24 protein-coding genes, 1 pseudogene and 1 riboswitch are annotated in these 26,841 nt (G+C 63.5%); of the genes and pseudogenes, 12 read left to right on the top strand and 13 right to left on the bottom strand.

The window, feature by feature from the left end:
- Window positions 1–252 precede the first annotated feature (252 nt).
- Window positions 253–1,425, top strand: coding sequence for a CD0519/CD1768 family membrane protein (locus AACQ43_RS14030; protein ID WP_041216947.1), 1,173 nt, complete (start codon window positions 253–255; stop codon window positions 1,423–1,425).
- Window positions 1,426–1,485: 60 nt separating this feature from the next.
- On the opposite strand, the gene AACQ43_RS14035 is transcribed toward AACQ43_RS14030, so the two are convergent.
- Window positions 1,486–2,499, bottom strand: coding sequence for a chemotaxis protein (locus AACQ43_RS14035; protein ID WP_076361939.1), 1,014 nt, complete (start codon window positions 2,497–2,499; stop codon window positions 1,486–1,488).
- 206 nt (window positions 2,500–2,705) lie between these two features.
- Between AACQ43_RS14035 and AACQ43_RS14040 the strand changes: the two genes are divergently transcribed.
- Window positions 2,706–3,425, top strand: coding sequence for an SDR family NAD(P)-dependent oxidoreductase (locus AACQ43_RS14040; protein WP_168967656.1), 720 nt, complete (start codon window positions 2,706–2,708; stop codon window positions 3,423–3,425).
- Here the strand turns inward: AACQ43_RS14040 and AACQ43_RS14045 are convergent.
- Window positions 3,412–5,478, bottom strand: a complete 2,067-nt coding sequence (locus AACQ43_RS14045) for a tRNA(Met) cytidine acetyltransferase TmcA (RefSeq protein ID WP_168967657.1) — start codon at window positions 5,476–5,478, stop codon at window positions 3,412–3,414. The two genes, AACQ43_RS14040 and AACQ43_RS14045, sit on opposite strands and share 14 nt — an antisense overlap.
- Window positions 5,475–5,786, bottom strand: coding sequence for an HlyU family transcriptional regulator (locus AACQ43_RS14050; RefSeq protein ID WP_168967658.1), 312 nt, complete (start codon window positions 5,784–5,786; stop codon window positions 5,475–5,477). The genes AACQ43_RS14045 and AACQ43_RS14050 overlap by 4 nt, the downstream gene beginning before the upstream one ends.
- A 137-nt stretch (window positions 5,787–5,923) precedes the next feature.
- Here AACQ43_RS14050 and AACQ43_RS14055 point away from each other — a divergent pair, with 137 nt between their 5' ends.
- The 4 genes from AACQ43_RS14055 (at window position 5,924) to AACQ43_RS14070 (ending at window position 9,607) form a co-directional block, all read left to right on the top strand.
- Window positions 5,924–6,130: a bacterioferritin-associated ferredoxin gene (locus tag AACQ43_RS14055; protein ID WP_016352142.1), complete on the top strand. Its 207-nt coding sequence runs from the start codon at window positions 5,924–5,926 to the stop codon at window positions 6,128–6,130.
- A 142-nt stretch (window positions 6,131–6,272) separates the two neighbouring features.
- Window positions 6,273–6,752, top strand: coding sequence for a bacterioferritin (gene bfr / locus AACQ43_RS14060; RefSeq protein WP_011707537.1), 480 nt, complete (start codon window positions 6,273–6,275; stop codon window positions 6,750–6,752).
- Between the two features lie 202 nt (window positions 6,753–6,954).
- Window positions 6,955–9,060 carry a DUF885 domain-containing protein gene (locus tag AACQ43_RS14065; protein WP_168967659.1) on the top strand — a complete coding sequence of 702 codons (2,106 nt, stop codon included), beginning with the start codon at window positions 6,955–6,957 and terminating at the stop codon, window positions 9,058–9,060.
- An 88-nt stretch (window positions 9,061–9,148) separates the two neighbouring features.
- Window positions 9,149–9,607, top strand: coding sequence for a methylglyoxal synthase (locus AACQ43_RS14070; protein WP_168967660.1), 459 nt, complete (start codon window positions 9,149–9,151; stop codon window positions 9,605–9,607).
- A 60-nt stretch (window positions 9,608–9,667) separates the two neighbouring features.
- Here AACQ43_RS14070 and AACQ43_RS14075 read toward each other — a convergent pair whose 3' ends face one another.
- Window positions 9,668–10,255, bottom strand: coding sequence for a superinfection exclusion B family protein (locus tag AACQ43_RS14075; protein WP_010635988.1), 588 nt, complete (start codon window positions 10,253–10,255; stop codon window positions 9,668–9,670).
- A 195-nt stretch (window positions 10,256–10,450) separates the two neighbouring features.
- A riboswitch (yybP-ykoY riboswitch) is annotated at window positions 10,451–10,558 on the top strand.
- An 88-nt stretch (window positions 10,559–10,646) separates the two neighbouring features.
- Between AACQ43_RS14075 and AACQ43_RS14080 the strand changes: the two genes are divergently transcribed.
- Window positions 10,647–11,633: a sodium:calcium antiporter gene (locus AACQ43_RS14080; protein ID WP_168967661.1), complete on the top strand. Its 987-nt coding sequence runs from the start codon at window positions 10,647–10,649 to the stop codon at window positions 11,631–11,633.
- 90 nt (window positions 11,634–11,723) lie between these two features.
- Here the strand turns inward: AACQ43_RS14080 and ansB are convergent, their stop codons facing one another.
- The 3 genes from ansB to AACQ43_RS14095 form a co-directional block, all read right to left on the bottom strand.
- Window positions 11,724–12,782: an L-asparaginase 2 gene (gene ansB / locus AACQ43_RS14085; protein WP_168967662.1), complete on the bottom strand. Its 1,059-nt coding sequence runs from the start codon at window positions 12,780–12,782 to the stop codon at window positions 11,724–11,726.
- A 132-nt stretch (window positions 12,783–12,914) separates the two neighbouring features.
- Window positions 12,915–13,109: a heavy-metal-associated domain-containing protein gene (locus tag AACQ43_RS14090; protein ID WP_043160591.1), complete on the bottom strand. Its 195-nt coding sequence runs from the start codon at window positions 13,107–13,109 to the stop codon at window positions 12,915–12,917.
- A 99-nt stretch (window positions 13,110–13,208) separates the two neighbouring features.
- Window positions 13,209–14,159: an AEC family transporter gene (locus AACQ43_RS14095; protein WP_168967663.1), complete on the bottom strand. Its 951-nt coding sequence runs from the start codon at window positions 14,157–14,159 to the stop codon at window positions 13,209–13,211.
- Between the two features lie 210 nt (window positions 14,160–14,369).
- Here AACQ43_RS14095 and treR point away from each other — a divergent pair, with 210 nt between their 5' ends.
- The 5 genes from treR (at window position 14,370) to AACQ43_RS14120 (ending at window position 19,938) form a co-directional block, all read left to right on the top strand.
- Window positions 14,370–15,317 (top strand): trehalose operon repressor TreR, encoded by a 948-nt coding sequence (gene treR, locus AACQ43_RS14100; protein WP_168967664.1) that lies wholly within the window; start codon window positions 14,370–14,372, stop codon window positions 15,315–15,317.
- A 191-nt stretch (window positions 15,318–15,508) separates the two neighbouring features.
- A complete protein-coding gene (gene treB / locus AACQ43_RS14105; protein WP_168967665.1) occupies window positions 15,509–16,939 on the top strand; it encodes a PTS trehalose transporter subunit IIBC in 1,431 nt (476 codons plus the stop codon).
- A gap of 68 nt (window positions 16,940–17,007) precedes the next feature.
- A complete protein-coding gene (gene treC, locus AACQ43_RS14110; protein WP_168967666.1) occupies window positions 17,008–18,669 on the top strand; it encodes an alpha,alpha-phosphotrehalase in 1,662 nt (553 codons plus the stop codon).
- A 3-nt stretch (window positions 18,670–18,672) separates the two neighbouring features.
- Entirely contained in the window at window positions 18,673–19,263 is a 591-nt protein-coding gene (locus AACQ43_RS14115) for a sugar O-acetyltransferase (protein ID WP_168967667.1), read from the top strand.
- 342 nt (window positions 19,264–19,605) lie between these two features.
- Entirely contained in the window at window positions 19,606–19,938 is a 333-nt protein-coding gene (locus tag AACQ43_RS14120) for a hypothetical protein (protein ID WP_016352131.1), read from the top strand.
- 156 nt (window positions 19,939–20,094) lie between these two features.
- Here AACQ43_RS14120 and AACQ43_RS14125 read toward each other — a convergent pair whose 3' ends face one another.
- From AACQ43_RS14125 to AACQ43_RS14150, 6 genes and pseudogenes are all read right to left on the bottom strand, one after another.
- The gene (locus AACQ43_RS14125) at window positions 20,095–21,525 is read right to left on the bottom strand and encodes a gamma-aminobutyraldehyde dehydrogenase (RefSeq protein WP_168967668.1); all 1,431 of its coding nucleotides are present in this window, start codon (window positions 21,523–21,525) and stop codon (window positions 20,095–20,097) included.
- Window positions 21,526–21,554: 29 nt separating this feature from the next.
- Window positions 21,555–22,382, bottom strand: a complete 828-nt coding sequence (locus AACQ43_RS14130) for an ABC transporter permease (RefSeq protein WP_168967669.1) — start codon at window positions 22,380–22,382, stop codon at window positions 21,555–21,557.
- Window positions 22,383–22,417: 35 nt separating this feature from the next.
- Window positions 22,418–23,386, bottom strand: a complete 969-nt coding sequence (locus AACQ43_RS14135) for an ABC transporter permease (protein WP_045788933.1) — start codon at window positions 23,384–23,386, stop codon at window positions 22,418–22,420.
- Entirely contained in the window at window positions 23,383–24,396 is a 1,014-nt protein-coding gene (locus tag AACQ43_RS14140; RefSeq protein WP_011707520.1) for an ABC transporter ATP-binding protein, read from the bottom strand. The genes AACQ43_RS14135 and AACQ43_RS14140 overlap by 4 nt, the downstream gene beginning before the upstream one ends.
- A 72-nt stretch (window positions 24,397–24,468) precedes the next feature.
- Window positions 24,469–25,614: pseudogene (locus AACQ43_RS14145) on the bottom strand (ABC transporter substrate-binding protein).
- Between the two features lie 199 nt (window positions 25,615–25,813).
- Window positions 25,814–26,737 (bottom strand): LysR family transcriptional regulator, encoded by a 924-nt coding sequence (locus AACQ43_RS14150; protein ID WP_168967670.1) that lies wholly within the window; start codon window positions 26,735–26,737, stop codon window positions 25,814–25,816.
- Between the last annotated feature and the right edge of the window lie 104 nt (window positions 26,738–26,841).

Raw genomic sequence — 26,841 nt, forward strand, 5'->3', positions numbered from 1 at the left:
CCGTTTCGTCGCCGGGCTGGCCGTGGGCCGGCGCGCTGACGCGAGACGGGCAGACTGGACAGGATCGTCCGGCCACCCGTTTTTTCCTCCCTGGTTCAGCCGCTAGCGCGGCGAAGCGTCAATCCGTATGGCACGGGGTCGCGGCCAGCAGGAAGAGTCATTCAAGGAGCCCTTGTCGCAAGACAAGGGCTCCTGCTTTATGGGTGCCATAACAACAATACTCACCACACAGCGACAGATTTCAGGATTGGTATGGAAAATCAAGTAGTTAAAGATTCTCATCAGGGGGCGGCCTCCCTTCGCCGCTGGCTGGAGCCGGTATTGGTGCTGGTTATCCTCGGCAGCCTGTTTGGCTACCTCGGCAGCCAGATGGGGCTCTCCGCTCTGGTCAACACCCTGTTCAACACCGCTCACCAGCTGTTGCTCAACACAGTGCTCTTCATCATGGGCATTACCGTGCTGTCTGGCGCGCTCAGCCAGCTGCTCAGCGAGTTCGGGGTGATCCGCCTGCTGGAGGTGCTGCTGGCACCGCTGATGAAGCCGGTGTTCCGGCTGCCGGGACGCACCGCATTGGCGGCCCTGATGACCTTCTTCTCCGACAACCCGGCGGTGATCAGCCTCGCCAAGGACAGCCGCTTTCGCAAGGGCTTCACCCCCTGGCAGCTGGTGTCGCTCACCAACTTCGGCACTGCCTTCGGCATGGGGCTGATCGTGGTGACCTTCATGGCGACCCTGCAACTGCCGGGTGGCGAGTCCACCGCCAGCGCGGCGCTGATCGGCCTGCTCGGCGCCCTCATCGGCTCAGTGGTGTCGACCCGGCTGATGCAGCGGATGATCCGCCCGCTGGTGGGGGAGACCCCGATCACCGACGAGGTGGCGAGCGTGGGGGCCAAACCGGGTCTTAGCCAGGAAGCCGCCCCGACCTGGCTGCGGGTTCTCAACGCCCTGCTGGACGGTGGCAAGTCTGGAGTAGAGCTGGGGATGGCGGTGATCCCGGGGGTGCTCATCATCAGCACCTTCGTGATGCTGCTGACCTTCGGCCCTGGCGAGCAGGGCTACAGCGGTGAGGCTTTCCAGGGGGTAGCGCTGCTGCCGGTGCTGGCGGCCAAGGTGGGCTGGCTGTTCGAGCTGCTGTTCGGCTTCACCCACGCCGAGCTGGTGGCCTTCCCGGTCACCTCGCTGGGGGCGGTCGGGGCTGCCATGTCGCTGGTGCCCCCCTTCATCGGCAAGGGCTGGATCACCGGCAACGAGGTGGCGGTGTTCACCGCCATGGGCATGTGCTGGAGTGGCTTCTTGAGCACCCACACCGCCATGCTGGATGCGCTCGGCTATCGCCATCTCACCTCTCGCGCCATCGTGGCCCACACCATCGGCGGCCTGTGCGCCGGGGTGGCGGCTCATCAGCTCTATCTCTGGCTGGGCTGAGTCATCAAGCAGCAAAAGGGCGCCTCGGCGCCCTTTTGCTTGCGTGGCCGTCCGGCGGCTTCATAGGTTGCCCGGTTTGGGAATGGGGATGCCGAGCAGGAAGTTGTCCATCATGCCGACCATGCGGCCCAGCTCCGGTTTGGTGATGGTGTCGTTGGCGCCCAGCTGCAGCGCCTTGTGGCGGTTGTCATCGCTCATCAGCGACGAGAACATGACGATGGGGGTGGCCTTGAAGGCGGGGGTATCGCGCAGCCGCTTGAGCAGGTGCATGCCGTCCATGCGGGGCATCTCCACGTCGGTGATGATGCCGCTGACAAACTCGGCCACCGGGATCTTCTCCTCCTGAGACAGGCGATCGAACTCCATCAGCATCTCCAGCCCGTCGCCCCCGTCCTTGGCGGTCACCACGTTGTAGCCAGCGGTGCGCAGGGTGGTCTCGATCATCTTGCGGATGAAGGCGGAATCGTCCACAACCAGGATGGTTTTGGCCTGGCGCATGGCCATCATTCGATCGTCGATGATGACCTTGCGATCCTGGGTCACATCGTACTTCTCCATGCTGAGCTCTGGGTTGATGTCGGCGATGATCTTCTCGAAGTCGAGGATCATGATGAGGTTGCCGTCGCGCCTGACCACGGCCACCACGCAGTCATTCTCGCCCGCCTCCAGGAACTGGCTGGGGGACTCCACATCCTCCCAGGAGACCCGGTGGATCCTGCTGACGCTGTCGATGAGGAAGCCGTTTGCCATCTTGTTGAAGTCGGTGACGATGACCACCTTGTTGCTGTTGTCCGGATTGGTGCGGATGCCGAGCCAGCCGGCCAGATCCACCAGCGGGATCAGCCGCTCGCGCAGGGAGAAGACCCCCACCATGTGGCGCTGGGCATTGGGGTAGTCGGTGGTCTCCGGCACCCGGATCACCTCGCGCACCTTGGCGACGTTGATGCCGTAATAGGCTATTTTCTCGCGGCCATCGGGCAGCTGCTTCTTGAGGTGGAATTCGATGATCTCGAGCTCGTTGGTGCCGCTCTCGGTCAGGATGGATTTACGCTCTTCCCCGTCTTTGGACATCATGGTCACTCTCGTGCTTCTGGTTGCGCTGGCAGCACCCGCTGCGGTTTTCCCTCAGTATAGGAATGGATCCGCCGCTGACGACGGGATCCACACAAGATCGCCTCCATAACCGCTTGATCCCGCAGGTTGGAAGGCGCGTATCAGCCTATCAGGAAAAGCGCGGGGCGATGGAGAAGGCCATCACACTCGCCACAAGGGGGCTTGTCATGGAAGAGAGTGTCGTGGTGATCGGCGCCGGCGGGGGGCTGGGAAGCGCTCTGGTGGCGCACTGGCTGGCGGCGGGTGCCGCGCCCGTCATCGCCGTCAGTCGCCAGCCGCAACCGGCGGGGCTCGACAGCAGCAATCTGCACTGGCTGCGCTGCGATTACAGTGATGAACAGCTGGCGCAGGTGGTGGCCCGCATCGGCGAGCTGGCACCGAGGCCGCGCTGGCTGGTGATCTGCAACGGCCTGCTGCAACAGGGCGGCATCCGGCCTGAGAAGCGGCTCGAGGCGCTCAACCTCGAGGCCATGACCGAGCTCTACCAGACCAACGCCCTGCTGCCGCTGCGCTGGATCAGCCAGCTGCTGCCCCTGCTGGGGTCGAGCCCCTGTACCCTGGCGGTGCTCAGTGCCCGGGTCGGCAGCATCGGCGACAACCGCGCCGGGGGCTGGTATGGCTATCGCGCCGCCAAGGCGGCTCTCAACATGCTGCTCAAGTGTGCCGCCATCGAGCTCGCCAGACGAGCGCCCGGCGTCAAGTTGCTGGCGTTTCATCCGGGCACCGTGGATACCGCATTATCGCGCCCATTTCACGGCAACCTGGCCGCCGGCAGCCTGCACAGCCCGCAGCAGGCTGCCGCGCATCTGGTAACGCTGATGGCGCGGCTGACGCCGGATGGCGAGCTGAGCTACCTCGACTGGCGAGGTGAGCCTATCGAGTGGTAGCGGGCGGCATCAGCCTGGCCAGCAGGCTGCGCAGCGCCTTGATGACTGCTGGCTTGCCTGCCAGTTGCAGCCTGGCCGCCAGCGATCCCCAGTCGGCATATTGCCAGATGGTGGCGATCAGCAGTTGCCGCTCGGCGGGGTCAAGTTGTGCCAGTTTTGTCAGGTTGCCCGCCAGCCAGCGCTGCAGGCTGGGCTGGCACAGCTCGAACGGCTTGTGGTGGTGGGCAAAGCAGGCCAGCTCATCCTGATCAAACTCATCGAGCCCGCTCGAGCTGGCCTCACCATCTTGCAGGCACTGCCACACCAACTCGGATTCAAGATTTTTCAGCTCGCCCGCCAGCAGGGTGGGCAGCTGGCGCACGAAGCGTTGGTGCCAGTCGGCCAGCTCGGCGGCGCAGCTTGGTTGCAGCGCCTTGAGCAGCAGGGCGGCGTGGCTGCCGCTGGCGGCATCCCGCTGCAGGCCGATGCGCAGCACTTTGAGCCCGGCCTTGCACCAGAATGGCAGCAGATCGGCGCTGGCCGAGAAGGCCGAGCCCAGATAGTCGAGCCCTGCCGCCTGATAATGATTTTCTAGGTGGGCCAGCAGGCGCGATCCCAGCCCGTGGCGATGGAGCGCAGGATGGATGGCGATGCGCATCACCCGGGCGTAGCTGCGCACACCTGCAGTTTTGAAGCCGGCGTGCGCCAGCAGCGACTGGGGCAGCAGATGGCCGCGCGGGCGCCGCCGTCCGGCCCAGATCGCCTCGGCCAGCTCAGGAGCTATCTCTCCTTCCCGGGCAACCAGTGCCACCCCGAGCAGATGCGGGCCCTGCTCCAGCAGGTGGATGTCGAGGGCCGGGCTCTCCAGCAGGTAGCGCAGATCGCTCGGCGTGGTCTGGTAGTGGGCCAGCACCAGCAGGCCGAACACCCGATGGAGCAGCCCCTCGCCGGCAGTCAGTGCATCCTGTTCGAGCAGGCGCCAGCCAGGGTGGGTGGGTGCTGGCGGTGTTTCGACCTCGGCGTTGAGGCCGAGCAGCCGGAACACCAGCGGCTCCAGCGGATCCCGGCTACTCCAGCGGATCGGCTCGGCCAGGTGGATCTCCTGCCAGCCGGGTGTCTCGCGATCGAGTACCCGCTTGAAGCGCAGGTGAAAACCGCGACCCGTGCCCTCATAGCCGTGTTCTGTGGTGGCGAAGACGATGCGGCCGTGCCGGGCCAGCATGGCTTCCAGCAACGGGGTCGGAATGGCAGCCGCTTCGTCTACCAGCAACAAGTCGGGTTGCAGCGGTTCGTGCACCAGCCGATCCGGCGAGCAGTAGCTGAGCCCTGTCAGCAGCTGCGGCGCGTCTTCAAGGGCGCGGGCTGCGTGGGCAAACAGGGTGGCGACCGTGGCCTGGGAGGGCGCCGTCACCACGATCTGAAGATCGGGGTGTTGGCGCAGCAGCTCGGCGGCGGCCAGCCCCAGCAGGCTGCTCTTGCCGCGGCCCCGATCCGCACTCAACACCAGCGGGCGGCGGCGGTGACCGTGCAACACCTTGTGGATGGCGGGCAGGGCGCGCGCCTGATCACTGCTCAATGGCCGCGCTGGCCCAACCGGCTGCCACGGGGTCGTCGTGGCTGGGGGCGTCAGCTCGAGGGCGGGGTCACCCGCCAGCAGCCGCACCAGCCGGGCGAGAAAGCCGTGACCCGCCAGCACCATGTCTTCCGGTTGTGCCACCAGCCGTACCCGGTCTGGATCCGGCCAGGCTGGCCATTGAGCTCGCGGCGGGGTCAGCAGCAGCAGCAGGCCGCCTGCCCGCAAGGTGCCTGCCAGCGCCCCGAATGCGTCGGGGTGAAAACCGCTGAACGCATTGAACACCAGGGTGTCGCACTCCTGACCGAGTCGCTGCAACGCCTTGGCCGCCGGTTGCGGGTGGTGTTCGCTCGGGCCATCCCCCAGCCAGTAGCTGACGCCGCTTAGCAGCGCCTCGGCTCGGGTGATGCAATCGGCCTCGTCACCTTCCAGCCAGATCAGCCGCCGTTCGCCGGTGCGGGCCAGCGCCTGGCGCAACTCGTCGAGCGCAGTCGGCATCATGAGGCGGTGCTGTCGGCCGGTTTGCGGGGCTCGAACATGCGATCCCCCATCTGGTCGATGAAGGTGTGTGCCTTCTGCACCATGAAGCGCTCCGCATCGGCGGGGTTGGCAAACAGATCGGAGCGGATGAAGCGGTGGGTCAGTAGTACGCCGTCCAGCTCCTTGGTGATGCGGCCAGCCAGCCGATACTGACCCCCTTCGGCCATGGGCTCGGGATAGATGAGGTAGCCGGCGTATTCGGTGGGAGTGACTTCGGCGACCACAGCGGGTTGGCCGCCAAACAGGGCAGTGAACAGTTTCTTGAGCATGATGTTTCCCTCAGTAACAGGGCATTGTCACCAAGGGGCTGATGGCTGGCAAGCGGGGGATCTTATTACCAATCGTTATTTGCACTACGAACCATTCTCATTTAGATTTTATGGCAATCCAGCATGAGGTAAGCACTATGTACGTCTGTTTGTGCCGCGGCATCACAGATTCCCAGATCCGCAAGGCGGTACAGGCCGGCAAGACCGAGTTTCGCCAGCTCAAGCAGTCGCTCGAAGTGGGTGCCCAGTGTGGCAAATGCGTGCGCATGACCATGGAGATCATCGCCGCCGAACTCGACAAAGCCGAGCTGGAACAGGCGCCGCTCTACTACGAGGTTGCCTGAGCAGGGTCTGTCGCCGGTTAAACCGGCCCGCTTTTTCAATCCCTTCCCGCAGGCGAGCTGGCTCACCTGACCTCTTGTTGTCACTTTTCTGGACTAAGCTCTAAGGATCTCAGCCTCAGGCACGAACCAAGGAGCACTGTCGATGAAAGGAGATCCCAAGATCATTGCCCACCTCAACAAGGTGCTGGCCAATGAGCTGATAGCCATCAACCAATATTTTCTGCATGCCCGCATCTACGATGACTGGGGCCTCAAGGCGCTCGGGCACAAGGAGTATCACGAGTCCATCGACGAGATGAAACACGCCGACGAGCTGGTCAAGCGGGTGCTGTTTCTGGAAGGGCTGCCCAACTTGCAGGATCTGGGCAAGCTTCGCATCGGCGAGACGGTGGAGGAGATGCTGCGCTGCGACCTGTCGCTGGAGATGGATGCCATCCCGGATCTGAAGGTCGCCATCGCCTATGCCGAGTCGGTGCAGGATTACATCAGCCGCGACCTGTTCCAGGAGATCCTGGAAGACGAGGAGGAGCACGTGGACTGGCTGGAAACCCAGCTCGATCTCATCGATCGCATCGGGCTGGAGAACTATCAGCAGTCCCAGCTGCATCACGGCGGATCCTGAATAGTTATGGCATGAAAAAACGATTAAAAAACCCGCTGCGGCGGGTTTTTTAATGTCTGGTTGCATAGCTTTTCATGAGGCTTATCACCATGAAAAGTAAGCTTATTTTTGTTAATCAGGTCGCAAAAAAGTCCGCGGGAGAGATGCACTATTGGAACCCCTTATTGGGGACAAACAATAACAACGGTTAAAGGACTACACCATGCACTTCTTGCCCAACAAGCTGGCGCTGGCTTGCGCCATCGCACTCTCGCTCGCTGCCTGCAACGACAACAGCTCCAACGCCCCGGCGGATCCCGCCGCCACCAAGGCCTCTCTGATGCAAACCATGGACGAGGCCCTGCGCGAAGGCCAGGCGCTCGACCCCTACGGTTTTGCCATCGATGGCGCCAGCATCGCCAAGCGCAAGGCCCTCGACAGTGCCCTGCTCAAACGGCTGGATGCCCTGGACTCGAGCGTGCTGAGCGAACGGGACCGGTTGTTCTACGACATGATCCGCTGGGATCTGCAGATCAACCTGGCGGGTTACGATCTGCCCCAGTCCCAGATCCCGATCCATCACTTCCGCAACCGGGTGGTGGATCTGGCCGATGAGGTGGGGGCTGCGCCCGCCAGCGGCAGGGCCGCCCGCACCGTCGAGCGCGGCTTCGACTACTTCGAGCAGAGTTCGGCCGAGCGGGTCGCGCCGGGGGATGCCGCCTGGCGGCGTGATATCGATCGCCCGGCCGCAGCCCCGGTTCCGGTGAGCAAGGCGAGGGCCGCTACCGCGCCACTGGCCTGGTATCAGGAGCACCTCACCTGGCTCAAGGCCTATGACGGCTACCTTGCCGAGGTGAAGCACCAGTTCGAACTGGGCAGCGCTCAGGGCAACACCCTGCCGGACGAGCTGGTGGACCGGCTGCTGGCCCAGCTCAACAGCAAGCTGGATGGGGAGGCGATCGCCGGCGCCTATCTCGGCTGGCAGCAGCTGCCGGGAGAGGCGGATGAGGCGCTGCGCAGCGAGTACAAGGGAGTGCTGGACAGCATCAACGGCCGTTATCTGGCGCTGCGCGACTATCTGGATTACCAGCACGGCGGCGCCTATGCGGTGCGCCTTGGCAGCGGCGAGTGCGACGACGGTTTCTGCGGCATGACCAATGGGCGCGACTGGTATCGCTGGCTGCTGAAGAAGCACACCACCACCGACATGACGCCGGAGCAGGTGCATGCACTTGGGCTGAGCGAGGTGGAGCGGATCTTCGGCGCCATGGTCAAGGTGTGCCATACCGTTGGCAAGTGTGACAGCGACGATGTGGCCCAGAGCAAGCAGAGTGGCCAGATTTACGCCTTCTTCCGCTATCTGAACGAGCCGGCCTTCTTCTACCAGAATCCGCTGGCGGTCTGGTCCGCCGGCCTCAACCCGGACAATGCAGCCGGTGCGACCCTGAGCGGGCCGCAGCAGCAGGCGCTGGCCGAACATGAGCGGGCACTGCAGGAGTACAATGCCTTCAAGAGCAAGGCGGCGCTGGTGCTGCCTGACTTCTTCGATGCCGAGCGCACCATTCCCAAGCTGGATTACGAGGTGGTGCCCGTCTCCTATGAAGATGCGCCATACGGCGGGGTGGCCTGGTATCAGGACGGCAACCCGCAGACCGGTCGCAAGGGGCAGTTCTTCCTCAACACCTACTACCCCTATGGTCTGCAGAGCTGGAACATCAGCACCCTGCTGGACCACGAGGCGGCGCCGGGTCACCACTTCCAGATCACCATCGCCCAGGAGCTGGCCGCCAAGGATCCCGACTTCCCGCAGTACGTGGCGAACGCCTCCTACACCGCCTATGCGGAGGGCTGGGCGCTCTACACCGAATACCTGGCGGATCACGACATGGGGCTCTATCAGGGGCGCGGTCTCTATGATCCGGCGGTGGGGGACGTGAAGGTCGAGGGCTCGTCCGCCTTCAACAACCAGCTGCAGTACTTCGGCCGCCTCAACGAGGAGATGCTGAGGGCGATGCGGCTGGTGGTGGATACCGGTATCCACTGGTATGGCTGGAGCCACGACCAGGCCGTCAACTACATGAAGGAGAACTCGGCGCTGGGGGCGGGGGACATCAGCTCCGAGGTGCCCCGCTACATGGCCTACACCGGCCAGGCGACCTCCTACAAGGCGGGCCAGCTGGCGCTGATCCGGATGCGGGAGTCGGCCGAGCAGGCGCTGGGCGGAGGTTTTGACCTCAAGGCGTTCCACCACCATGTGCTGGAATACGGCATGCTGCCCATCTCGGTGCTGGAGCAGAAGAACAAGCAGTGGATTGAACAGTCGAAGTGATCACAGTTACGGCGCCCGGCAAGGCAACGGGCGCCGCTTTCGATTAGGATACGGCTCTATTCAAACAACACTGCTACGGATGATGCCCATGGAACAGATCGCCCGTGAGATGGCGGCCCACAAGCGAGTGGCGCTGGTGGCTCACGACAACATGAAGACCCCCCTGCTGAACTGGGTGATGCGGCGCAAGGAGGAGCTCAAGCTCCACCACCTCTACGCCACCGGCACCACCGGCACCATGCTCGGCAAGCAGGCACAACTGCCCATCACTTGTCTCTTCTCCGGCCCCATGGGGGGCGACCAGCAGCTCGGCGCCCTGATCGCCGAGGGCAAGATCGACGTGCTGATCTTCTTCTGGGATCCCCTCAATGCGGTGCCCCATGATCCGGACGTGAAGGCCTTGCTGCGCCTTGCGGCAGTCTGGAACATCCCGGTTGCCACCAACGAGGCGACCGCCGATTTCATCATGGACTGCCCCCACATGCGCCAGGCGTTCAGTGTTCAGATCCCGGACTATGCCGGCTATCTCAAGGCCAGAACCCAGTAACGGGGCAGAAACGACAGAGCCGGCCATGGGGCCGGCTCTTTTTATTGGCGGGAACGAAGATCAGCGCTGGAAGCTTTTCTGCGCGAACTTGGGTCTGGCATTCATGATCTGCTCCACCTGCTCGTCACTCATCTTGCCGCGCGACAGCCCCAATACCTTGTAGGTGAGCAGCGGCCGGGCCGGCAGGGCGATCATCAGGGCGCGGATCTGGTTCTCGTCCTCTTTCTCGCGTACCGGTTTGCCATAGGCATAGGTCAGTACGCCGGCATCCATCAGGTTTTTGACGGCAGGCTCGGTGATCGGCAAGTTTATGACGCTTTTGCGCTGCAGCACGAACTCGCGCAGCACCGCCTTCTCGTTGAAGTCGAGAAAGGAGATCATCTGGGCCAGCTGATCCTGCTGGCGGCGGGACTGCCACTCGTCGCAGGCCCACTCCCAGGCGATCAGGAAGCCCTGACTGCAGAAGTAGGAGATGGCAATCAGCATGCCGACGCCGAGCCAGGCGGCGTGTGTCGCGGCCCACTGGCTGACGGCTCCCTTCATCAAACCGGCCGGAAACAGCAGGATGATGCTGCAGCAGAGCAGCAGCCAGACCATCAGCCAGTTGAGGCGGTTCAGTTGATAGAAATGTTGGATCCACCGTTTCATCGTTCACCCTTCCCAAATCAGTGTGGACAGTAGTCATCTCATAGCAAACTGTGTGCCAAGGCGAAGCGTTCAGCGGCAGGGGAGTGGGTCCGGACGGCAAAACCGGTGGAGGGCACGGTTACATTCCCTTACAACTTGTTGAGCGAATGATCATTAGTTTGCCTTGTGAGGCAGCACTCAACTTGGTAAAAAGCCCGCACTGTCATAGGGGAGTAGCAACCCGCCCGTGATCCGGGCAGGGCCCATGTCAACATTCTTGGATCCTCAGATCCATGGCATGGGCGGCGATGGCATCCATCGCTCTGCAAGACCTTTGGCCTCGATATGCAAGCCAGCCGGGCGAGCCGTATCGGGTCCATTGGTTGTTCTGCTCGCCTGGCGGTTACTCATCATGCTGATCACCCTGCTGTTATTTCTGCTCTCTGCCGTCACCATCTATCTGGCCTGCGAATATTTCGTCAACGGCATCGAATGGACCGGCCACCACTTCAAATTTTCCCAGAGTGCCACCGGTTCCCTGCTGGCTGCCCTCGGCACGGCCCTGCCCGAGTGCATCGTCACCCTGACCGCATTGCTGATGGGGAATGCCCCCGCTCAGCAGCAGATCGGGATAGGCGCTGCCCTCGGCGGTCCGCTGGTACTCTCCACCATTGGCTATGCCGCCGTCGGCGTGACCCTGCTGCTGTGCATGAGCCGCGAGCACAGGGCCATCGATGGCGAGGTGCAGCGCGAGATAGGCCGCGATCAGGCCTGGTTCGTCGGCATCTTCCTGGTGGCGATGGCCCTCGGCATGGTGACCTTCACCGGTAAAACCTGGCTGGCCCCGCTGTTCGTATTGGTGTACCTGGTCTATGTGCGGCGCGAGCTGAAGCAGACCGACAGCCACGAGGTCGAGTTGCCAGAGCCCCTCAAGCTGGATCCGGGCGCCGAGATCCCGGCGCTCGGCAAGGTGCTGCTGCAAACCCTGGTGGCTCTGGTGGTCGTAGCGCTGGCGGCCCAGCTGTTCGTTCACCAGCTGGAGAGCATGGGCGAGCTGTTTGGCCTCTCGCCGGTGCTGGCGGCCCTGTTGTTGAGCCCGGTGGCGACCGAGATGCCCGAGCTGATGAACGTGCTGATCTGGGTGCGGCAGGGCAAGCACCGGCTGGCGCTAGCCAATATCTCGGGGGCCATGATGATCCAGGGCACCATTCCCAAGGCGTTCTGCCTGTTGTTCACCCCCTGGCTGCTGGACAGCACCATGATGGTCTCCTCGCTGGTGACGCTGCTGGCAGTCGCGCTGTTGTGGTGGGGGTTCAGTCGGGAGCGGATGACGGCGGGCAGGCTCGCCTGGGTGGGGCTGATCTATCTTGGCTTCTGCGGTTGGCTGATGGCGAGCTGAGGCACCAGCCAGACCACATGCAAAAGGGCGGGATCTTGTCCCGCCCTTGTTGTTGTCATTACCCCATGCCGGCCGATGCCGGCAAGGGGGTCAGAACTGCTGGAACCAGCGCTGGATCTGGGCCGGATCCTTGCTCTGGGTGAGCGAGAGCATCAACAGGATCCGCGCTTTCTGCGGGTTGAGGGTCTCGGCGGCGACGAAGCCGTACTTGGCGTCATCGATCTCGGCATCCAGAGTGGTGGAGCCGGTCGGTACGCGGGCGGAGCGCACGACCCGGATGCCGTCCTTGCTCGCTTTGGCCAGAGTATCGAACAGGGTGTGGTAGAGGTTGCCGTTACCCACCCCGGCGCTGACGATGCCGTCGAACTTGGCATCCACCATCGCCTTGGCCGGCAGATCGGTGGCGTTGGCGTAGCTGTAGACGATGCCGACCTGCGGCAGCTTGTCGAGCTTGCTCACGTCAAACGGGGTCTTGCTGGTGTGCAGACGGGCCGGGCTGCGCTGATAGTCGATCTTGCCGTTGTGGATGTAGCCGAGCGGGCCGAAGTTGGGGGAGGCGAAGGTCTGCACCCCGGTGGTGTTGGTCTTGGTGACGTCGCGGGCATCGAGCACGGTGTCGTTCATCGCCACCATGACGCCACGTCCCTTGGAGGCGGGGTCAGAGGCGGTCACCACGGCGTTGTAGAGGTTCATCGGGCCGTCGGCACTCATGGCGGTGGAGGGGCGCATGGCACCGACCAGCACCACCGGCTTGTCGCTCTTGACGGTCAGGTTGAGGAAGTAGGCAGTCTCTTCCATGGTGTCGGTGCCGTGGGTGATGACGATGCCATCCACATCATCCTTGGCCAGCAGCTCGTTGACCCGCTTGGCCAGCTTGAGCCACACCTCGTCGTTCATGTCCTGGGAGCCGATCTTCACCACCTGCTCACCCTGCACGTCGGCCACGTTCTTCATCTCGGGCACGGCGGCGATCAGGGTCTCGATGGCCACCTTGCCAGCCTCGTAGTTGGACTGGGTGGCGGACTGTCCCGCCCCGGCAATGGTGCCGCCGGTGGCCAGGATATGGACGTTGGGCAGGGCCATGGCTATCGGGGAGAGGGTCAGGCCGAGGACGGCGGCGAGCAGGGTCTTGCGGATCGGGAGAGTCATGCAGCAAATCCTTCTGAGGTGAGAAAAATTGCAGCAAGTTTGCGCTTTCTATTGCCGGGGTTTGTGATGACTCTCACCAAAAAACAGCTGGGTACAGAATTTTAACCTGTTTTATACCTATATAGAGATAATTTAACTCGCCGAGAAGCCTTTGGCTTCGATCAGGGCGATCAGCTCGGCCTTGCTCAGTTCGCTCTCGATGACGGCCTTGTTGCTGGCAAAGTCGACGCTGGCGCTGCTGACGGCAGGCTGGGCCAGCAGGGCTTTTTGCAGGCTGGCGGCGCAGCCACCGCAGGACATGCCGGAGACGGTGAGTTCGATGGTCATGGGATATCTCCTCTGTTGATAGGCAATCAGCGTAAAGCTGCCGCCCGCGGCAAGGTCAAGGGGCGATGAGGGGGTGAGGGCCAGCACGTTTGCTGCTGGCTAGCCCATCAGTCCCAGGTAGTTCATCAGGGCAGCGCCCAGGCTGGTGCTGACCAGAGAACCCAGCGTAGTGGTGGCGATGATGTTGGCTGCCAGCACGCTGTCGCCCCCCATGGCGCGGGTCATCACATAGCTGGCGGCGGCGGTGGGGGTGGAGCTGATGAGAAACAGGATGCCGAGCGCCTGCGGGCTGAAACCCAGCGCCCAGGCCCCCATCACCAGCAACACGGGGATGCAGAACAGCCGGTTGGCGGTGGCCCAGCCGGTCAGCAGGGCGCCCCCGCGCAGTGCCTTGAGGTTGAGGCTGGCGCCGGTGCAGAGCAGGGCCAGCGGCAGGGTCATGTTGGCGAAGTAGCTGCCGGTGGTGATCACCAGCTGGGGCAGCTCGATGCCGAGCAGGCCGAAGGGCAGGGCGGACAGAATGGCGATGATCAGCGGATTCTTGGCGATCCCCTTGAGGATCGGCTTGCTCCCCTTGCTGCCCCCCAGGCTGCGGGTGAGGGTGATCACCGCGAGCACGTTGTAGAGCACGGTGACCGAGCCCACCAGCAGGGCGGCGGCGCCGATCCCCTCGGCACCGTAGGCGTTCTGTACATAGGCCAACCCCATGATCCCCATGTTGCCGCGAAAGCTGCCCTGCACGAAGATGCCGCGCTGGCACCGCTCGGGGATGAAGCGGGCTGCCAGCAGCTCTAGCACCAGAAAGCCGGTGAGGGTGCCGAGCAGGCCGTAGAGGATGAGCCAAGGGCTCGGCATGGTGGAAAAGTCGGTGCGCACCATGCTGAGGAACAGCAGGGCGGGCAGAGTGACCTGGAACACCAGGCGGGAGGCGGACTCGACAAAGCTGTCGGGCAACAGACCCAGCTGCTTGAGCCAGATGCCGAGCAGCAGCACCACGCAGATGGGGCCCGTGATGGAGAGGGAGAAGTGCAGACTGGCTAGCAGAGTCATGATGGATCTCCTGTGCGATAGACGGGGCCCGTGACGGAGGGAGATTGAAGCAGACTGGCGAATAGACCCATGATGCGCGTCCTGTGCGATGGCGAATGGCACGGCGTTCGCCGGGGCCAAAGGGGCATTCTAACGCCATGGGCTTGTATTCACAGGGGTTAATCACAACAATGTGGGCAATTCCACCGCCGAGCCCCTGTGAGCCACTTCATGGACAAAAAACTGACCATCCTCGATATCGCCCGACTCAGTGGTGTCGGCAAGTCGACCGTCTCCCGGGTGCTCAATCAGGATCCCAAGGTGAAGCAGGCGACGCGCGAGCGGGTGGAGCAGATCATCGCCGAACACGGCTTCGTGCCGAGCAAGTCGGCGCGGGCCATGCGCAGCCAGAGCCAGCAGGTGGTGGGGATCATCGTCTCGCGGCTCGACTCCAGCTCGGAAAACCAGGCGGTGCGCGGCATGCTGGAGACTCTCTACCAGCGCGGTTACGACGCCGTGCTGATGGAGAGCAAGTTCTCCCCCGCCAAGGTGCAGGAGCATCTGGCGGTGCTGGAGCGGCGCGGGGTGGATGGCATCATCTTGTTCGCCTTCAACGATCTGGACTATGCCGCCATGGCGCCGCTCAGGGATAAGCTGGTGCTGGTGGCGCGCGAACATCCCGGCTTCTCCTCGGTCTGTTTCGACGATGCCGGTGCGGTGCACGCCATGCTGGACCAGCTTGCCGCCCGCGGCATTCGCGACATCGCCTACCTGGGGGTGGATACCAGCGACCTCACCACCGGCCAGCGCCGGCTCGACGCCTACCTCGGCTACTGTGCCGAGCAGGGGCTGGCGGCGCGCAGCGCCCTCGGCGATCTCAGCCTGCAGAGCGGCTACCGGCTGGCGGGGGAGCTGCTCACCCCGACCACCGGCGCCCTGGTCTGCGCCAGCGACACCCTCGCCATCGGCGCGGCGAAATACCTGCAGGAGCAGGGACGCAGCGAGGTGCTGGTGACCGGCCTTGGCAACAACCCCATGCTCAGCTTTCTCTTCCCCAACGCCCTCAGCCTGGATCTCGGCTACAAGGGGGCGGGCGAGCAGGCGGCTCGTCAGCTGCTCGGCCAGATCGAGCAGGATCTGCCCCCGCTGGCGACCATAGCCCCCAGCCACCCTCTGTGATTGCCATCACCTAGTCCTGCACAAAAACTGTGCTTTTTGTGAGCTCGGCCACGAAATGGGAACGTTCCCATTTTGATCTGGCCAGATTGTCGGCATGCTAAATGGGAACGATACCAAAAACGCTCGGGCCCACTGACTGGCCCAAAAGGGCGACGCAGACCAATATCAATGGAGTCACAGAGGGAAGACTCATGTCCAAGATCAACGCACAACACCTGGCCACGCTCATCGACAAGATCGGTGGCAAGGAGAACATCGCCACCGTCAGCCACTGCCTGACCCGGCTGCGCTTCGTCCTCAACGATCCGGCCAAGGCCGACAGCAAGGCCATCGAAACCATCCCGGCGGTGAAGGGCAGCTTCACCCAGGGCGGCCAGTTCCAGGTGGTCATCGGCAACGAGGTAGAGCAGTGGTACAAGGCGCTGACCGAAGAGATCGGCGTCAGCGGCGGCAGCAAGGAGGCCGCCAAGCAGGCGGCGCGCCAGAACATGAATCCGCTGGAGCGGGGCATCTCCCATCTGGCGGAGATCTTCGTGCCGCTGCTGCCTGCCATCATCACCGGTGGTTTGATCCTGGGCTTTCGCAACGTCATCGGTGACATCAAGATGTTCGACGATGGCACTCACACCCTCACCGAGATCAGCCAGTTCTGGGCTCAGGTGCATGCCTTCCTCTGGCTGCTGGGCGAGGCGATCTTCCACTTCCTGCCGGTCGGTGTTTGCTGGTCTGCGGTCAAGAAGATGGGCGGCTCCGAGATCCTCGGTATCGTGCTCGGTATCACGCTGGTGTCGCCGCAGTTGATGAACGCCTACGGCATCGGCCAGCAGACTCCCGAGGTGTGGGACTTCGGCCTGTTCGTGATCCAGAAGGTGGGTTATCAGGCGCAGGTCATTCCGGCGCTGCTGGCGGGCGTGTTCCTCGCCTGGGTAGAGACCAACCTCAAGCGCATCATTCCGGCCTATCTCTATCTGGTGATTGTGCCGTTCGTTTCGCTGCTGCTGGCGGTGATTGTGGCCCACGCCTTTATCGGCCCGTTCGGCCGCTGGATTGGTGAGGGCGTCGGCTTCGCTGCCAAGGCGGCCATGACAGGTTCGTTTGCCCCCATCGGTGCCGCCTTGTTCGGTTTCCTCTACGCGCCGCTGGTCATCACCGGCATCCACCACACCACCAACGCGGTGGATCTGCAGCTGATGCAGAGCATGGGTGGCACCCCGATCTGGCCGCTGATCGCCCTCTCCAACATCGCTCAGGCTTCTGCAGTCGTCGGCATCATTCTGATTAGCCGCAAGGAGAACGAACGAGAGATCTCGGTGCCTGCCGCCATCTCCGCCTATCTGGGGGTGACCGAGCCGGCGATGTACGGCATCAACCTCAAGTACAAGTTCCCCATGCTGTGCGCTATGGTGGGCTCGAGCCTTGCTGCCCTTATCTGCGGTTTCGCCGGGGTGATGGCCAACGGCATCGGGGTAGGCGGCCTGCCGGGCATCCTCTCCATCCAGCCGCAATACTGGGCCGTTTACTCCCTTGCCATGCTGGTGGCCATCGTGGTGCCTGTGGTGCTGACCCTGCTGGTTTACCAGCGCCAGCAGGCGGCCGGCAAGCTGGCCCAGGCCAGCGCCTGATTCCACGCATCAGGGCGACCTGCAGGGGTCGCCCTCTCCCTTTTTCATTCGAGACAAGAGCAAGACCCATGAGCCAAACACCCTGGTGGCAGAGCGCCGTGATTTACCAGATCTATCCCAAGAGCTTTCAGGATTCCGCTGCCCGTGGCACCGGCGATCTCAAGGGGATCATGGCCCGCCTCGACTATCTCAAGACCCTCGATGTCGATGCCCTCTGGCTGACCCCGGTCTACGTCTCGCCGCAAGTGGACAACGGCTACGACATCGCCGACTACCTTGCCATCGACCCCGCTTACGGCACCATGGCTGATTTCGAGGCGCTGCTGGCCGCCGCCCACGCGCGCGACATCCGCATCGTGATGGATATCGTGGTGAACCACACCTCCACCGAGCACGCCTGGTTCAAGTCGGCGCTGGGGGATAAAAACAGTCCCTACCGCGACTACTACATCTGGAAAGACCCGGTGGAGGGGGGCGTGCCCAACAACTGGCAATCCAAGTTTGGCGGCAGCGCCTGGGAGCTGGATGAGCTCACCGGTCAGTACTACCTGCACCTGTTTGCCCGCGAGCAGGCGGATCTCAACTGGGAAAACCCGGCGGTACGTGCCGAGGTGAAAAACATCATCCACTTCTGGGCCAAGAAGGGGGTGGACGGTTTCCGCCTCGACGTTATCAACCTCATCTCCAAGAATCAGGCGTTCCCGAATGACGAGATAGGCGATGGCCGCCGCTTCTATACCGACGGGCCGCGCATCCACGAATTTTTGCAGGATGTGAGCCGCGACGTGTTTGCTCCGGTGGGAGCCATGACGGTGGGGGAGATGTCCTCTACTTCTCTGGAGCACTGCCAGCGCTATGGCGCCCTCGATGGCTCCGAGCTCTCCATGGTGTTCAACTTCCACCATCTGAAGGTGGATTACCCCAACGGCGACAAGTGGACCAAGGCGCCGTTCGATTTCCTCGAACTTAAGCGCATCTTCAACCACTGGCAGAGCGGCATGCACGGCAAGGGGTGGTCGGCGCTGTTCTGGTGCAACCACGATCAGCCGCGCATCGTCTCCCGCTTCGGCGATGAGGGTGAGCATAGGGTAGTGGCCGCCAAGATGCTGGCCTGCACGCTGCACGGCCTGCAAGGCACCCCCTACATCTATCAGGGGGAGGAGATCGGCATGACCAACCCCGGCTATCAGCGCATCGATGACTATCAGGATGTGGAGAGCCGCAACATCTTCGCCATCAAGCAGGCCGAAGGGATGAGCGAGGCCGAGATCCTCGCCATTCTCGGTGCCAAGTCCCGCGACAACTCGCGCACCCCGATGCAGTGGAGTGCCGCCCCCAACGCCGGTTTCACCAGCGGGACGCCCTGGCTCAAGCCTGCCGCCAACTATTCCGAGATCAACGCCGAGGCGGCGCTGGCCGACCAGCACTCGGTGTTCTGGCACTATCGGGATCTCATCGCCCTTCGCAAGGCGCACCCCATCTTCACCCAGGGGGATTATCAGGAGCTGCTGACCGGGCACCCGCAGATCTGGGCCTATGCCCGCCGCGCCAACGGTCAGACCCTGCTGGTGGTGAGCAACTTCTACGGCGAGCCGGTGGAGTTTGCCTTGCCTGCCGAGCTGCAAAGCGGGAAGGGTCGGCTGCTGCTCGGCAACTACCCGGATAGCCCGGCCCAACCGCAATCGGGTATGCTGCGCCCTTATGAATCCCTGATCTGGCTGATGGAGTAGGTAATGGAGAAGGTGGTGCGCGGTGCCGAGTGGCAGAAGATGGTGGCGGGGGAACCTTATGATGCGGGCGATCCCGAGCTGAAAGCGGCGCGCGAGCGCTGCCGCAGGCTCTATCACACCTTCAACACCAGCTGGCAGGAGAAACCGGCGCGGGATGCTTTGCTGCACGAGCTGCTTGGTAGCCGCGGCCAGGAGTGTGCCATCAATCCGCCATTCTTCTGCGACTATGGCGCCAACATCTTCGTGGGGGAGAACTTCTACGCCAACGTGGGTTGCACCATCCTCGACGTCTGTGAGGTGCACATCGGCGACAACGTGCTGCTGGCGCCCGGGGTGCAGATCTACACCGCCGCTCACCCGGTTGCCGTCGCGCTGCGCATCAGGGGTGTCGAGTTCGGCAAGCCGGTGCGGATCGGTCACAACGTCTGGATTGGTGGCAGCACGGTTATCTGCCCCGGCGTCACCATCGGTGACAACAGTGTCATCGGCGCGGGTTCGGTGGTGACCAAGGATGTGCCAGCGGGCGTGGTGGCGGCCGGCACCCCCTGCAAGATACTGCGACCCATGACGGAGGAAGAGTTGGCTGGTGGCTAGTGGTACCGGCCAGCGCGCACTTTCCAACACCAAGGGCAGGTTATCCTGCCCTTTTTCTCGTCCGTCATTGGCTGAACCCAGGATGTACAGCCACTTCAGATTTTTTGAATATGTAGGCCAGTTTATCTCGCTAACAATGACGGACCTGGATGTTTAATATTCACTCAACGCTTAGGCAGGAACGCCAAGCGGCCAAATAACTGGTCGTTCAAGGCTGTGGCACTCTCAAACAGGGTGCCAGATGTCGGTGAAAGAACAACACACTATTTGAATAACCTCTTGCAAGGATGCATTGATTCGGGCCCGTCGGCCCAGGCAATGACATAAAAACCAAGAGAGTGAATGAACATGAAAAACGTAATCAAGATGCTGGCCGTTGCAGGCCTGATGACCGCAGGTTTCGCCCAGGCTTCCGTTCCGGCTGACTTCAACGCCGCCCCGGGCGTGCTGTTTGTGAACTGGCACGCGACCGCCGCCGTCGAAGGCAAGGCCAACCCCATGCTGGAAGTGCGTGACGAGTCTGGCGACGTGGTTGCCTCCGTCCATGCCAACCTGATGGGCACCCAGCAAGTGCAGATCCCGAGCCGCACTCAGGGCAACCTGACCGTGAGCCTGGGTGATCAGAGCAGCGACTACCGCATTCCGTTCGGTATCGGCAGCGGCAAGCAGCGCTAAGCCGACGACGCCCTGGCGCGATGGCCGCAGACCGCACCGGTACGACCGGTACCGTCCCCGGCCATGATCGCCACAGTGGCGTGCAGATGCAGAGTGCTCAGAGAGAAGGCCCCGCCATGCGGGGCCTTCTGCTTTTCGTCTTCGGCTGGCCGGGTTTCACAGCTTGAGCATGATGTGGCGCGGTACCGTGTAGTCCTCCAGCGCATAGAGGGAGAGATCCTTGCCGTAGCCGGACATCTTCATGCCGCCGTGGGGCATCTCGGAGGTGAGCATGAAGTGGGTGTTGATCCAGGTGCAGCCGTACTGCAGGTGGCTGGCCACCTTGCTGGCAAGGCTCAGATCCTTGGTCCAGACCGAGCTGGCGAGGCCGTAGTCCGAGTCGTTGGCCCACTGCACCACCTGTTCGGCGTCGCTGAAGCGGGTCACCGACACAACCGGGCCGAATACCTCCCGGCGCACAATTTCATCCTCCTGACGGGCATGGGCGATCAGGGTCGGTTCGAAGAAGAAGCCGTTGCCGGGGCGGATCTTGCCTCCCGCCGTCACCTCCACATGACCGCTGCTCTGGGCCCGCTCCACGAAGCTGGCCACCCGGTTGCGCTGCCGGTCCGAGATGAGCGGCCCCATCTCCACTCCCTCCTCGCGCGGACCGCCCACCTTGATGGAGGCGACCGCCTCGGTCATGGCGGCGACGAACTTGTCGTATATCTTGCCCTGGGCATAGATGCGGCAAGCGGCTGTGCAATCCTGGCCGGCGTTGTAGAAGCCGAAGGTGCGAATGCCCGCCACCACGGCCTCCAGATCCGCATCGTCAAAGATGATAACCGGTGCCTTGCCCCCCAGCTCCAGGTGGGTGCGCTTCATGGTGCGGGCGGCGCTCTGCAGGATCTTCTGGCCGGTGGCGATGTCACCGGTGAGCGACACCATGCGCACCAGCGGGTGCTCCACCAGCGGCGCCCCAACGCTCTCGCCCCGGCCGCAGACGATGTTGATGACGCCGCGCGGGAAGAGCTCGCTGGCCAGCTCCGCCAGGCGCAGGGCGGTGAGCGGGGTCTGCTCGGAGGGCTTGAGCACCACCGTATTGCCGGCGGCGAGCACCGGGGCCATCTTCCAAGCCGCCATCATCAGCGGATAGTTCCAGGGGGCGATACTGCCCACCACACCGATGGGGTCGCGGCGGATCATGCTGGTGTGCCCCTCGATGTACTCCCCCGCCAGCGGCCCCTGCAGGCAGCGGGCGGCGCCGGCGAAGAAGCGGAAGCAGTCCACTACCGCCGGCAGCTCGTCATTGAGCACCGCCAGATAGGGCTTGCCGCAGTTGAGGGATTCGAGGGCCGCAAACTCCTCGGCGTGGCGCTCGATGGCATCGGCCAGGCGCAGCAGCAGGGTACTGCGGCTCGCCGGGGTGGTGCGGCTCCACTGGGCGAAGGCGCGCTGGGCGCCGTTCACCGCCCGGTTCACCTGCTCGAACGAGGCTTCTGGCACGGAGGCTATGAGCTCCCCGGTGGCCGGGTTGAGGATGGGCTCGGCCTGGCCGTCACCGGTGACGAACTGACCGTCGATCAAAAGTTGGGTAGAGAGTTTCATGGTTGCATCCTTGCGCACGCGTTGAGTCGTTATTTGCCACTGCCGGCAACGTCCTGGCCGTCGCGGGTGAGATAGTAGGCAAGCAGAATGGGAATGGTGGTGAAGGCCACTATGATGAGCGCCACCACGTTAGTGACCGGCCTGTCCCGTGGCCGGATCAGCTCCTGATACATCCATATCGGCAGCGTGGTCTGCTGGCCAGCGGTGAAGGTGGTGACGATCACCTCGTCAAAGCTCAGGGCAAACGCCAGCATACCCCCCGCCAGCAGTGCCGTGGCCAGATTGGGCAGGATCACGTAGCGCAGGGTCTGGAAGCCGTCGGCACCGAGATCCATCGACGCCTCGATGAGGCTCTGGTTGGTGCGGCGAAAGCGCGCCAGGGCATTGTTGTAGACCACCACCACGCAGAAGGTGGCGTGACCGATGACGATGGTCCAGAAGCTGAAAGGGATCTCCATCACCCCGTAGGCGGAGCGCAGCGCGATGCCGGTGACGATGCCGGGCAGGGCGATGGGCAGCACCAGCAACAGCGATACCACCTCCTGGCCGAAGAAGCGGCTGCGGGCGATGGCCCCCGCCGCCAGAGTGCCAAGCACCATGGCGGCCAGCGTCGCCAGCCCCGCTACCTCCAGCGACAGCTGGATGGCGCGCCACACGTCGGGGCGGTTGAGGGTCACCTCGAACCACTTGAGGGTGAGCCCGGGGGGTGGGAACTGGTAGCTCTTGCTCTCGCTGGTGAAGGCGTAGAGGAAGATGAACAGGATCGGGAAGTGCAGGAACAAGAGGCCGCCGATGGCCGCGTACTTGAGCAGGCCCGAAGGGCGCTCTCCCTGACTGATCACTGAGCTAGCTGACATGACGGCCTCCTTGCTGCCGGTTCAAAGCGATTGATTCAAAGCGCATCAAAGGCCCCCAGGCGTTTTGCTATCGCCAGATAGATGGCGATGATGAGGATCGGCACCAGCGAGAAGGCGGCGGCGAAGGGCAGGTTGCCCGCCGTGCCCTGCTGCATGTAGACCACCTGACCTATGTACATGGTGGAGTTGCCTATGATGCCGGGGATGATGTAGTCCCCCAGCGTCAGGGAGAAGGTGAAGATGGAGCCCGCCACCACGCCGGGCAGAGCCAACGGCAGGATCAGGGTGCGAAAGGTCTGGGCCGGGGTGGCGCCGAGATCGCCGCTCGCTTCCAGCAAGGATCGCGGGATCCGCTCCACCGCTGCCTGGATGGGCAGGATCATGAAGGGCAGCCAGACGTAGACGAACACGATGAAGGTGCCGATGCGCGAGAACGAGAGCGACGGCCCGCCGATCACCGGCAGCGAGAGGATGGCGTCCAGCAGCCAGTCCAGTCCCAGGGTGTCTGCCAGCCAGCTGATGACCCCCTCCTTGGCCAGGATCAGCTTCCAGGCGTAGACCCGCACCAGATAGCTGGACCAGAGCGGCAGCATGATGCCGACGTAGAACAGGGCCCGGGTCTTGCCGCTGGTGTAGCGCGCCATGTAGTAGGCCACCGGAAAACCGAGCAGGGCGCAGGCCAGGGTCACCAGCAGCGACATGCCGACGGTGCGCAGGATCACGTCCAGGTTCTCCGCCCGCAGCAGGGCGACGAAGTTCTGCAGTCCCAGCTCGTGGCGGATCTGGCCGCTGAACTCGTCCAGTCCGAAGAAGGCGTTGGAGAGCAGCATCAGCAGGGAGCCGACATAGATGATGCCGAGCCAGAGCAGCGGTGGCCCCAGCAGGATGGCCAGCAGCAGGCCTGGCCGCCCGTAGAGCAGGGTGGAAAGGCGCCGCAGCGGCCGATAGGAGAGGGGGGCAGTGGGTTGGCTCATGGCAAGGCTCGCACTGTGGGGGGCGCTCATGGTTGAGCTCCCTGAGGGGCGGTGTGCAGGTGATGGATCGCCTGCTCCGGCCAGCTGAGGCTGACCCGGGCGCCACGGGGCAGGCGGGCCTGGCCCTCGTTGGGGTGGTTGACGATAAGCTCGAGCTGCTCGCCGAGATCAACCCGGTAGCGCACGAAGGGGCCGAGGTACTCAACCTCGCGCACTTCCCCGGACCAGCCCGGTGTGCCGGCCTCGGCGAGCCGGATCCGCTCCGGGCGCACCATCATCTGCTGAGCATCGCCGCACAGCCGGCGGGCCTGCTCCCCTTCGAACAGGTTGACGGTGCCGACGAAGCGAGCAACGAAGGGGGTGGCGGGGGCGTCGTAGATGGTATCCGGCGCGGCGATCTGCTCGATCTTGCCCTGATTGAAGATGCAGATCCGGTCGCTCATGGAGAGCGCCTCCTGCTGGTCGTGGGTGACGAAGATGAAGGTGATGCCGAGCTGGCGCTGCAAGGCTTTCAGTTCGAGCTGCATCTGCTCGCGCAGCTTGAGGTCGAGCGCCCCGAGCGGTTCGTCCAGCAGCAGGATGCGCGGCTGGTTGATCAGTGCCCGGGCGATGGCGATGCGTTGGCGCTGGCCGCCGGAGAGCTGGCCCGGCTTGCGGTTGCCGACGCCGGGCAAGCGTACCAGCTCCAGCATCTCGTCCACCTTGCGGTAACGCTCCGCCTTGGCGACGCCCTTGAGCATCAGGCCGTAGCCGATGTTGTCGCGCACATCCATGTTGGGAAACAGGGCGTAGTCCTGAAACACGGTATTGAGGTTACGATCGTAGGGGGGCACGGTGGAGCAGGGCTCGCCGAACAGCCGGATCTCCCCCTCGCTCGGGTATTCGAAGCCCGCAATCATTCGCAGGCAGGTGGTCTTGCCGGAACCGCTCGGCCCCAGCAGGGTGAAAAACTCGCCGGCCGGGATCTGGAAGGAGATGTCATCGACCGCCTTCACCTCGCCATAGTGGCGGCTGACCCGGTCAAATTGTACGGCATTCATGGGGCGTCCTTGTCTGTGTGGGAAGCGGGCCGGACTCCTGTCCGGCCCCATATCGGCATTTACTGAGGCACCTCAGCGACCACCCAGGATTGCGATATAGTCCGAGACCCAGCGGTAGTAAGGCACGCAGGTTCCCTGGCTCTTGCACTGGGTGACGGGGGTACGCCAGAAGCGCACCCGATCGAAGTTGTCGATGCCGTTGGTCTTGCACCCCTCTTTCCCGAGCAGGGCATTGCCCTCACAGGCGGCTGGCACCACAGGCACGGAGCCGAACCAGGAGGCGAGATCCCCCTGCAGCTTGTTGTTGAGGGAGTGCTCCAGCCACTTGTAGGCACAGGTGAGGTTCTTCGCCTCGCTGTGTACCATGCTGGTGTCGGCCCAGCCGGTGACGCCCTCCTTGGGCACCGTCGTGGCGATGGGCTGCTTGTCGGCGATCAGGGTATTGGCCTGGAACGGCCAGGAGCCGGAGGCCACCACCCCCTCGTTCTTGAAGTCGTCGATCTGGACGAAGGCGTCGTGCCAGTAGCGTCCCACCAGCTGACGCTGCTGGCGCAAGAGGTCGAGGGCGGCCTTGTACTGATCCTCGTTCAGCTCGTAAGGATCCTTGATGCCGAGCGCGGGCTGGTGGCTCATCAGATAGAGGGCGGCATCGGCGATGTGGATGGGGCCGTCAAACGCCTGCACCCGGCCCTTGTTGGACTTGCCGTCCGGCAGGGTCTGCTCCTCGAACACCACGCTCTAGGAGTCAGGTGCCTTGGGGAACACCTCGGTGTTGTACATCAAGATGTTGCCGCCCCACTGGTAGGGCACGCCGTAGTGCTTGCCGTCTACCGTGTGCCATGGGGCATTCTGCAGGCGGGGGTCTATCTTGCCGTAGCTCGGAATGAGCGCCAGGTTCAGTGCCTGCACCTTGCCGCCGGCGATGAGGCGCAGGCTGGCGTCGCCGGAGGCGGTCACCAGATCGAAGCCCCCCTCGTTCATCAGCGCCACCATCTCGTCCGAGGTGGCGGCCGTCTTGACGTTGACCTTGCAGCCGGTCTCTTGCTCGAAGCTGGTGACCCAGTCGTAGTTCTTGTCGGTCTCGCCGCGCTCCACGTAGCCGGCCCAGGCCACGATGTTGAGCTGGCCTTCACCCTTGCCGAGGGTGGTGGGGGCAGCCTGGACCTGGCCTGCCAGCAGGGCGGGGATCAGGGCCAGGGTGAGGGGGGTCAGTTTCATCTTGCTCTCCTTGCTGGGGCGGGCACGGTTGTGATGCTACGCTGACAATTAACATCCTGTTAACCAGCCATGAGCGTAGGAGAAGCCGTGAGCAATGAGAATTTCAATTTTTAACGCCAGAGGTATCTGCTAAATCGATATCGAGTGCAGATGAATCTGAATTTCTGCGGCAGATGCCACGACAGTGCCAGGGGCAGGCTCAGCGGGCGAGTGGCTGACGTGCTCGCAGCCGGCTCTGATCCCGCACTATGTCGATGAACTCGCGAGCGGTCCAATCCAGCCGCGAGCCACGCCGCCACACCAACCCTATGTCGATGGCGGGAATGGGCTCCTTGATGGTGCGGGCCTCGACCCGCTCCTGCTCCAGCGACCAGGGGCGGTAGGCAAAGTCCGGCAGCAGGGCGAGCCCGAGCTGGCTCGCCACCAGGCTGCGCACCGCTTCTACCGAGGCGGTACGCAGCACGATGCGTGGCGCTATGCCGTAGCGGCGCAGGCCGCCGCCGATGATCTGGTCCAGCTGGTCGGCGGTCAGCGAGATCATGGGCTCCTCGCCGAGCGCCTTGAGAGAGAGGGTCGACTCGGCGCAGAGCGGGTGGTTGGCGGCGAGCCAGACCCGCAGCGGCGAGCGGGTCAGCAGTTCGGTATCGAACGCCTCCTGGCGGATGGTGCGGTTGGTCATCAGGATCCCCACGTCCACCTCGCCGTTGACGATCTGGTGCTCGAGGTAGGGCTGCTCATCCTCCTTCACCTCGATCTGCACCGCCGGGAAGGCGCGGCGAAAGCGGCCGAGCGCTTCCGACAGATAGTAGCCGGCCACCAGCGTGGTCACGCCTATGGTGAGCCGCCCCTGATCCTGCTGGGCCACCGCCTTGAGGGACTGGCCGGCTTCGGTCATGGCGCCGAGGATGCGACGGGCGTGCAGCAGAAACTGGTGACCCTGGGTGGTGAGGCTGACGCCGCGTGGATTGCGCTCGAACAGGGCGGCGCCGAGCTCGGTCTCCAGCTCGCGGATGGCGCTGGTGACAGCCGACTGGGAGATGTGCAACTCGGCGGCGGCACGGCTCACCGAGAAGCTGTCGGCCACCGCTACGAAATAGCGGATCTGGCGAAAGGTGAAGTTCATCTGGGCGTCCTGCCGCATGTGATCAAAGTGACTGCCAGCTTAACCTCGAATCACGGCCAGACAAAAGGCGCCGTGCTGGCGCCTTTTGTCATGGTTTTTCCGGC

Origin of the sequence: Aeromonas sp. DNRA1 (genome assembly GCF_963888745.1) — a bacterium.
In the GTDB taxonomy this organism is placed as follows: Bacteria; Pseudomonadota; Gammaproteobacteria; order Enterobacterales; family Aeromonadaceae; genus Aeromonas; species Aeromonas hydrophila.

Bases quoted from the DNA above. Each gene is read 5' to 3' on its own strand.
- AACQ43_RS14030 (WP_041216947.1), top strand. From the start codon at position 253: ATGGAAAATCAAGTAGTTAAAGATTCTCATCAGGGGGCGGCCTCCCTT.
- AACQ43_RS14035 (WP_076361939.1), bottom strand. From the start codon at position 2,499: ATGATGTCCAAAGACGGGGAAGAGCGTAAATCCATCCTGACCGAGAGC.
- AACQ43_RS14040 (WP_168967656.1), top strand. From the start codon at position 2,706: ATGGAAGAGAGTGTCGTGGTGATCGGCGCCGGCGGGGGGCTGGGAAGC.
- AACQ43_RS14045 (WP_168967657.1), bottom strand. From the start codon at position 5,478: ATGATGCCGACTGCGCTCGACGAGTTGCGCCAGGCGCTGGCCCGCACC.
- AACQ43_RS14050 (WP_168967658.1), bottom strand. From the start codon at position 5,786: ATGCTCAAGAAACTGTTCACTGCCCTGTTTGGCGGCCAACCCGCTGTG.
- AACQ43_RS14055 (WP_016352142.1), top strand. From the start codon at position 5,924: ATGTACGTCTGTTTGTGCCGCGGCATCACAGATTCCCAGATCCGCAAG.
- bfr (WP_011707537.1), top strand. From the start codon at position 6,273: ATGAAAGGAGATCCCAAGATCATTGCCCACCTCAACAAGGTGCTGGCC.
- AACQ43_RS14065 (WP_168967659.1), top strand. From the start codon at position 6,955: ATGCACTTCTTGCCCAACAAGCTGGCGCTGGCTTGCGCCATCGCACTC.
- AACQ43_RS14070 (WP_168967660.1), top strand. From the start codon at position 9,149: ATGGAACAGATCGCCCGTGAGATGGCGGCCCACAAGCGAGTGGCGCTG.
- AACQ43_RS14075 (WP_010635988.1), bottom strand. From the start codon at position 10,255: ATGAAACGGTGGATCCAACATTTCTATCAACTGAACCGCCTCAACTGG.
- AACQ43_RS14080 (WP_168967661.1), top strand. From the start codon at position 10,647: ATGCTGATCACCCTGCTGTTATTTCTGCTCTCTGCCGTCACCATCTAT.
- ansB (WP_168967662.1), bottom strand. From the start codon at position 12,782: ATGACTCTCCCGATCCGCAAGACCCTGCTCGCCGCCGTCCTCGGCCTG.
- AACQ43_RS14090 (WP_043160591.1), bottom strand. From the start codon at position 13,109: ATGACCATCGAACTCACCGTCTCCGGCATGTCCTGCGGTGGCTGCGCC.
- AACQ43_RS14095 (WP_168967663.1), bottom strand. From the start codon at position 14,159: ATGACTCTGCTAGCCAGTCTGCACTTCTCCCTCTCCATCACGGGCCCC.
- treR (WP_168967664.1), top strand. From the start codon at position 14,370: ATGGACAAAAAACTGACCATCCTCGATATCGCCCGACTCAGTGGTGTC.
- treB (WP_168967665.1), top strand. From the start codon at position 15,509: ATGTCCAAGATCAACGCACAACACCTGGCCACGCTCATCGACAAGATC.
- treC (WP_168967666.1), top strand. From the start codon at position 17,008: ATGAGCCAAACACCCTGGTGGCAGAGCGCCGTGATTTACCAGATCTAT.
- AACQ43_RS14115 (WP_168967667.1), top strand. From the start codon at position 18,673: ATGGAGAAGGTGGTGCGCGGTGCCGAGTGGCAGAAGATGGTGGCGGGG.
- AACQ43_RS14120 (WP_016352131.1), top strand. From the start codon at position 19,606: ATGAACATGAAAAACGTAATCAAGATGCTGGCCGTTGCAGGCCTGATG.
- AACQ43_RS14125 (WP_168967668.1), bottom strand. From the start codon at position 21,525: ATGAAACTCTCTACCCAACTTTTGATCGACGGTCAGTTCGTCACCGGT.
- AACQ43_RS14130 (WP_168967669.1), bottom strand. From the start codon at position 22,382: ATGTCAGCTAGCTCAGTGATCAGTCAGGGAGAGCGCCCTTCGGGCCTG.
- AACQ43_RS14135 (WP_045788933.1), bottom strand. From the start codon at position 23,386: ATGAGCGCCCCCCACAGTGCGAGCCTTGCCATGAGCCAACCCACTGCC.
- AACQ43_RS14140 (WP_011707520.1), bottom strand. From the start codon at position 24,396: ATGAATGCCGTACAATTTGACCGGGTCAGCCGCCACTATGGCGAGGTG.
- AACQ43_RS14150 (WP_168967670.1), bottom strand. From the start codon at position 26,737: ATGAACTTCACCTTTCGCCAGATCCGCTATTTCGTAGCGGTGGCCGAC.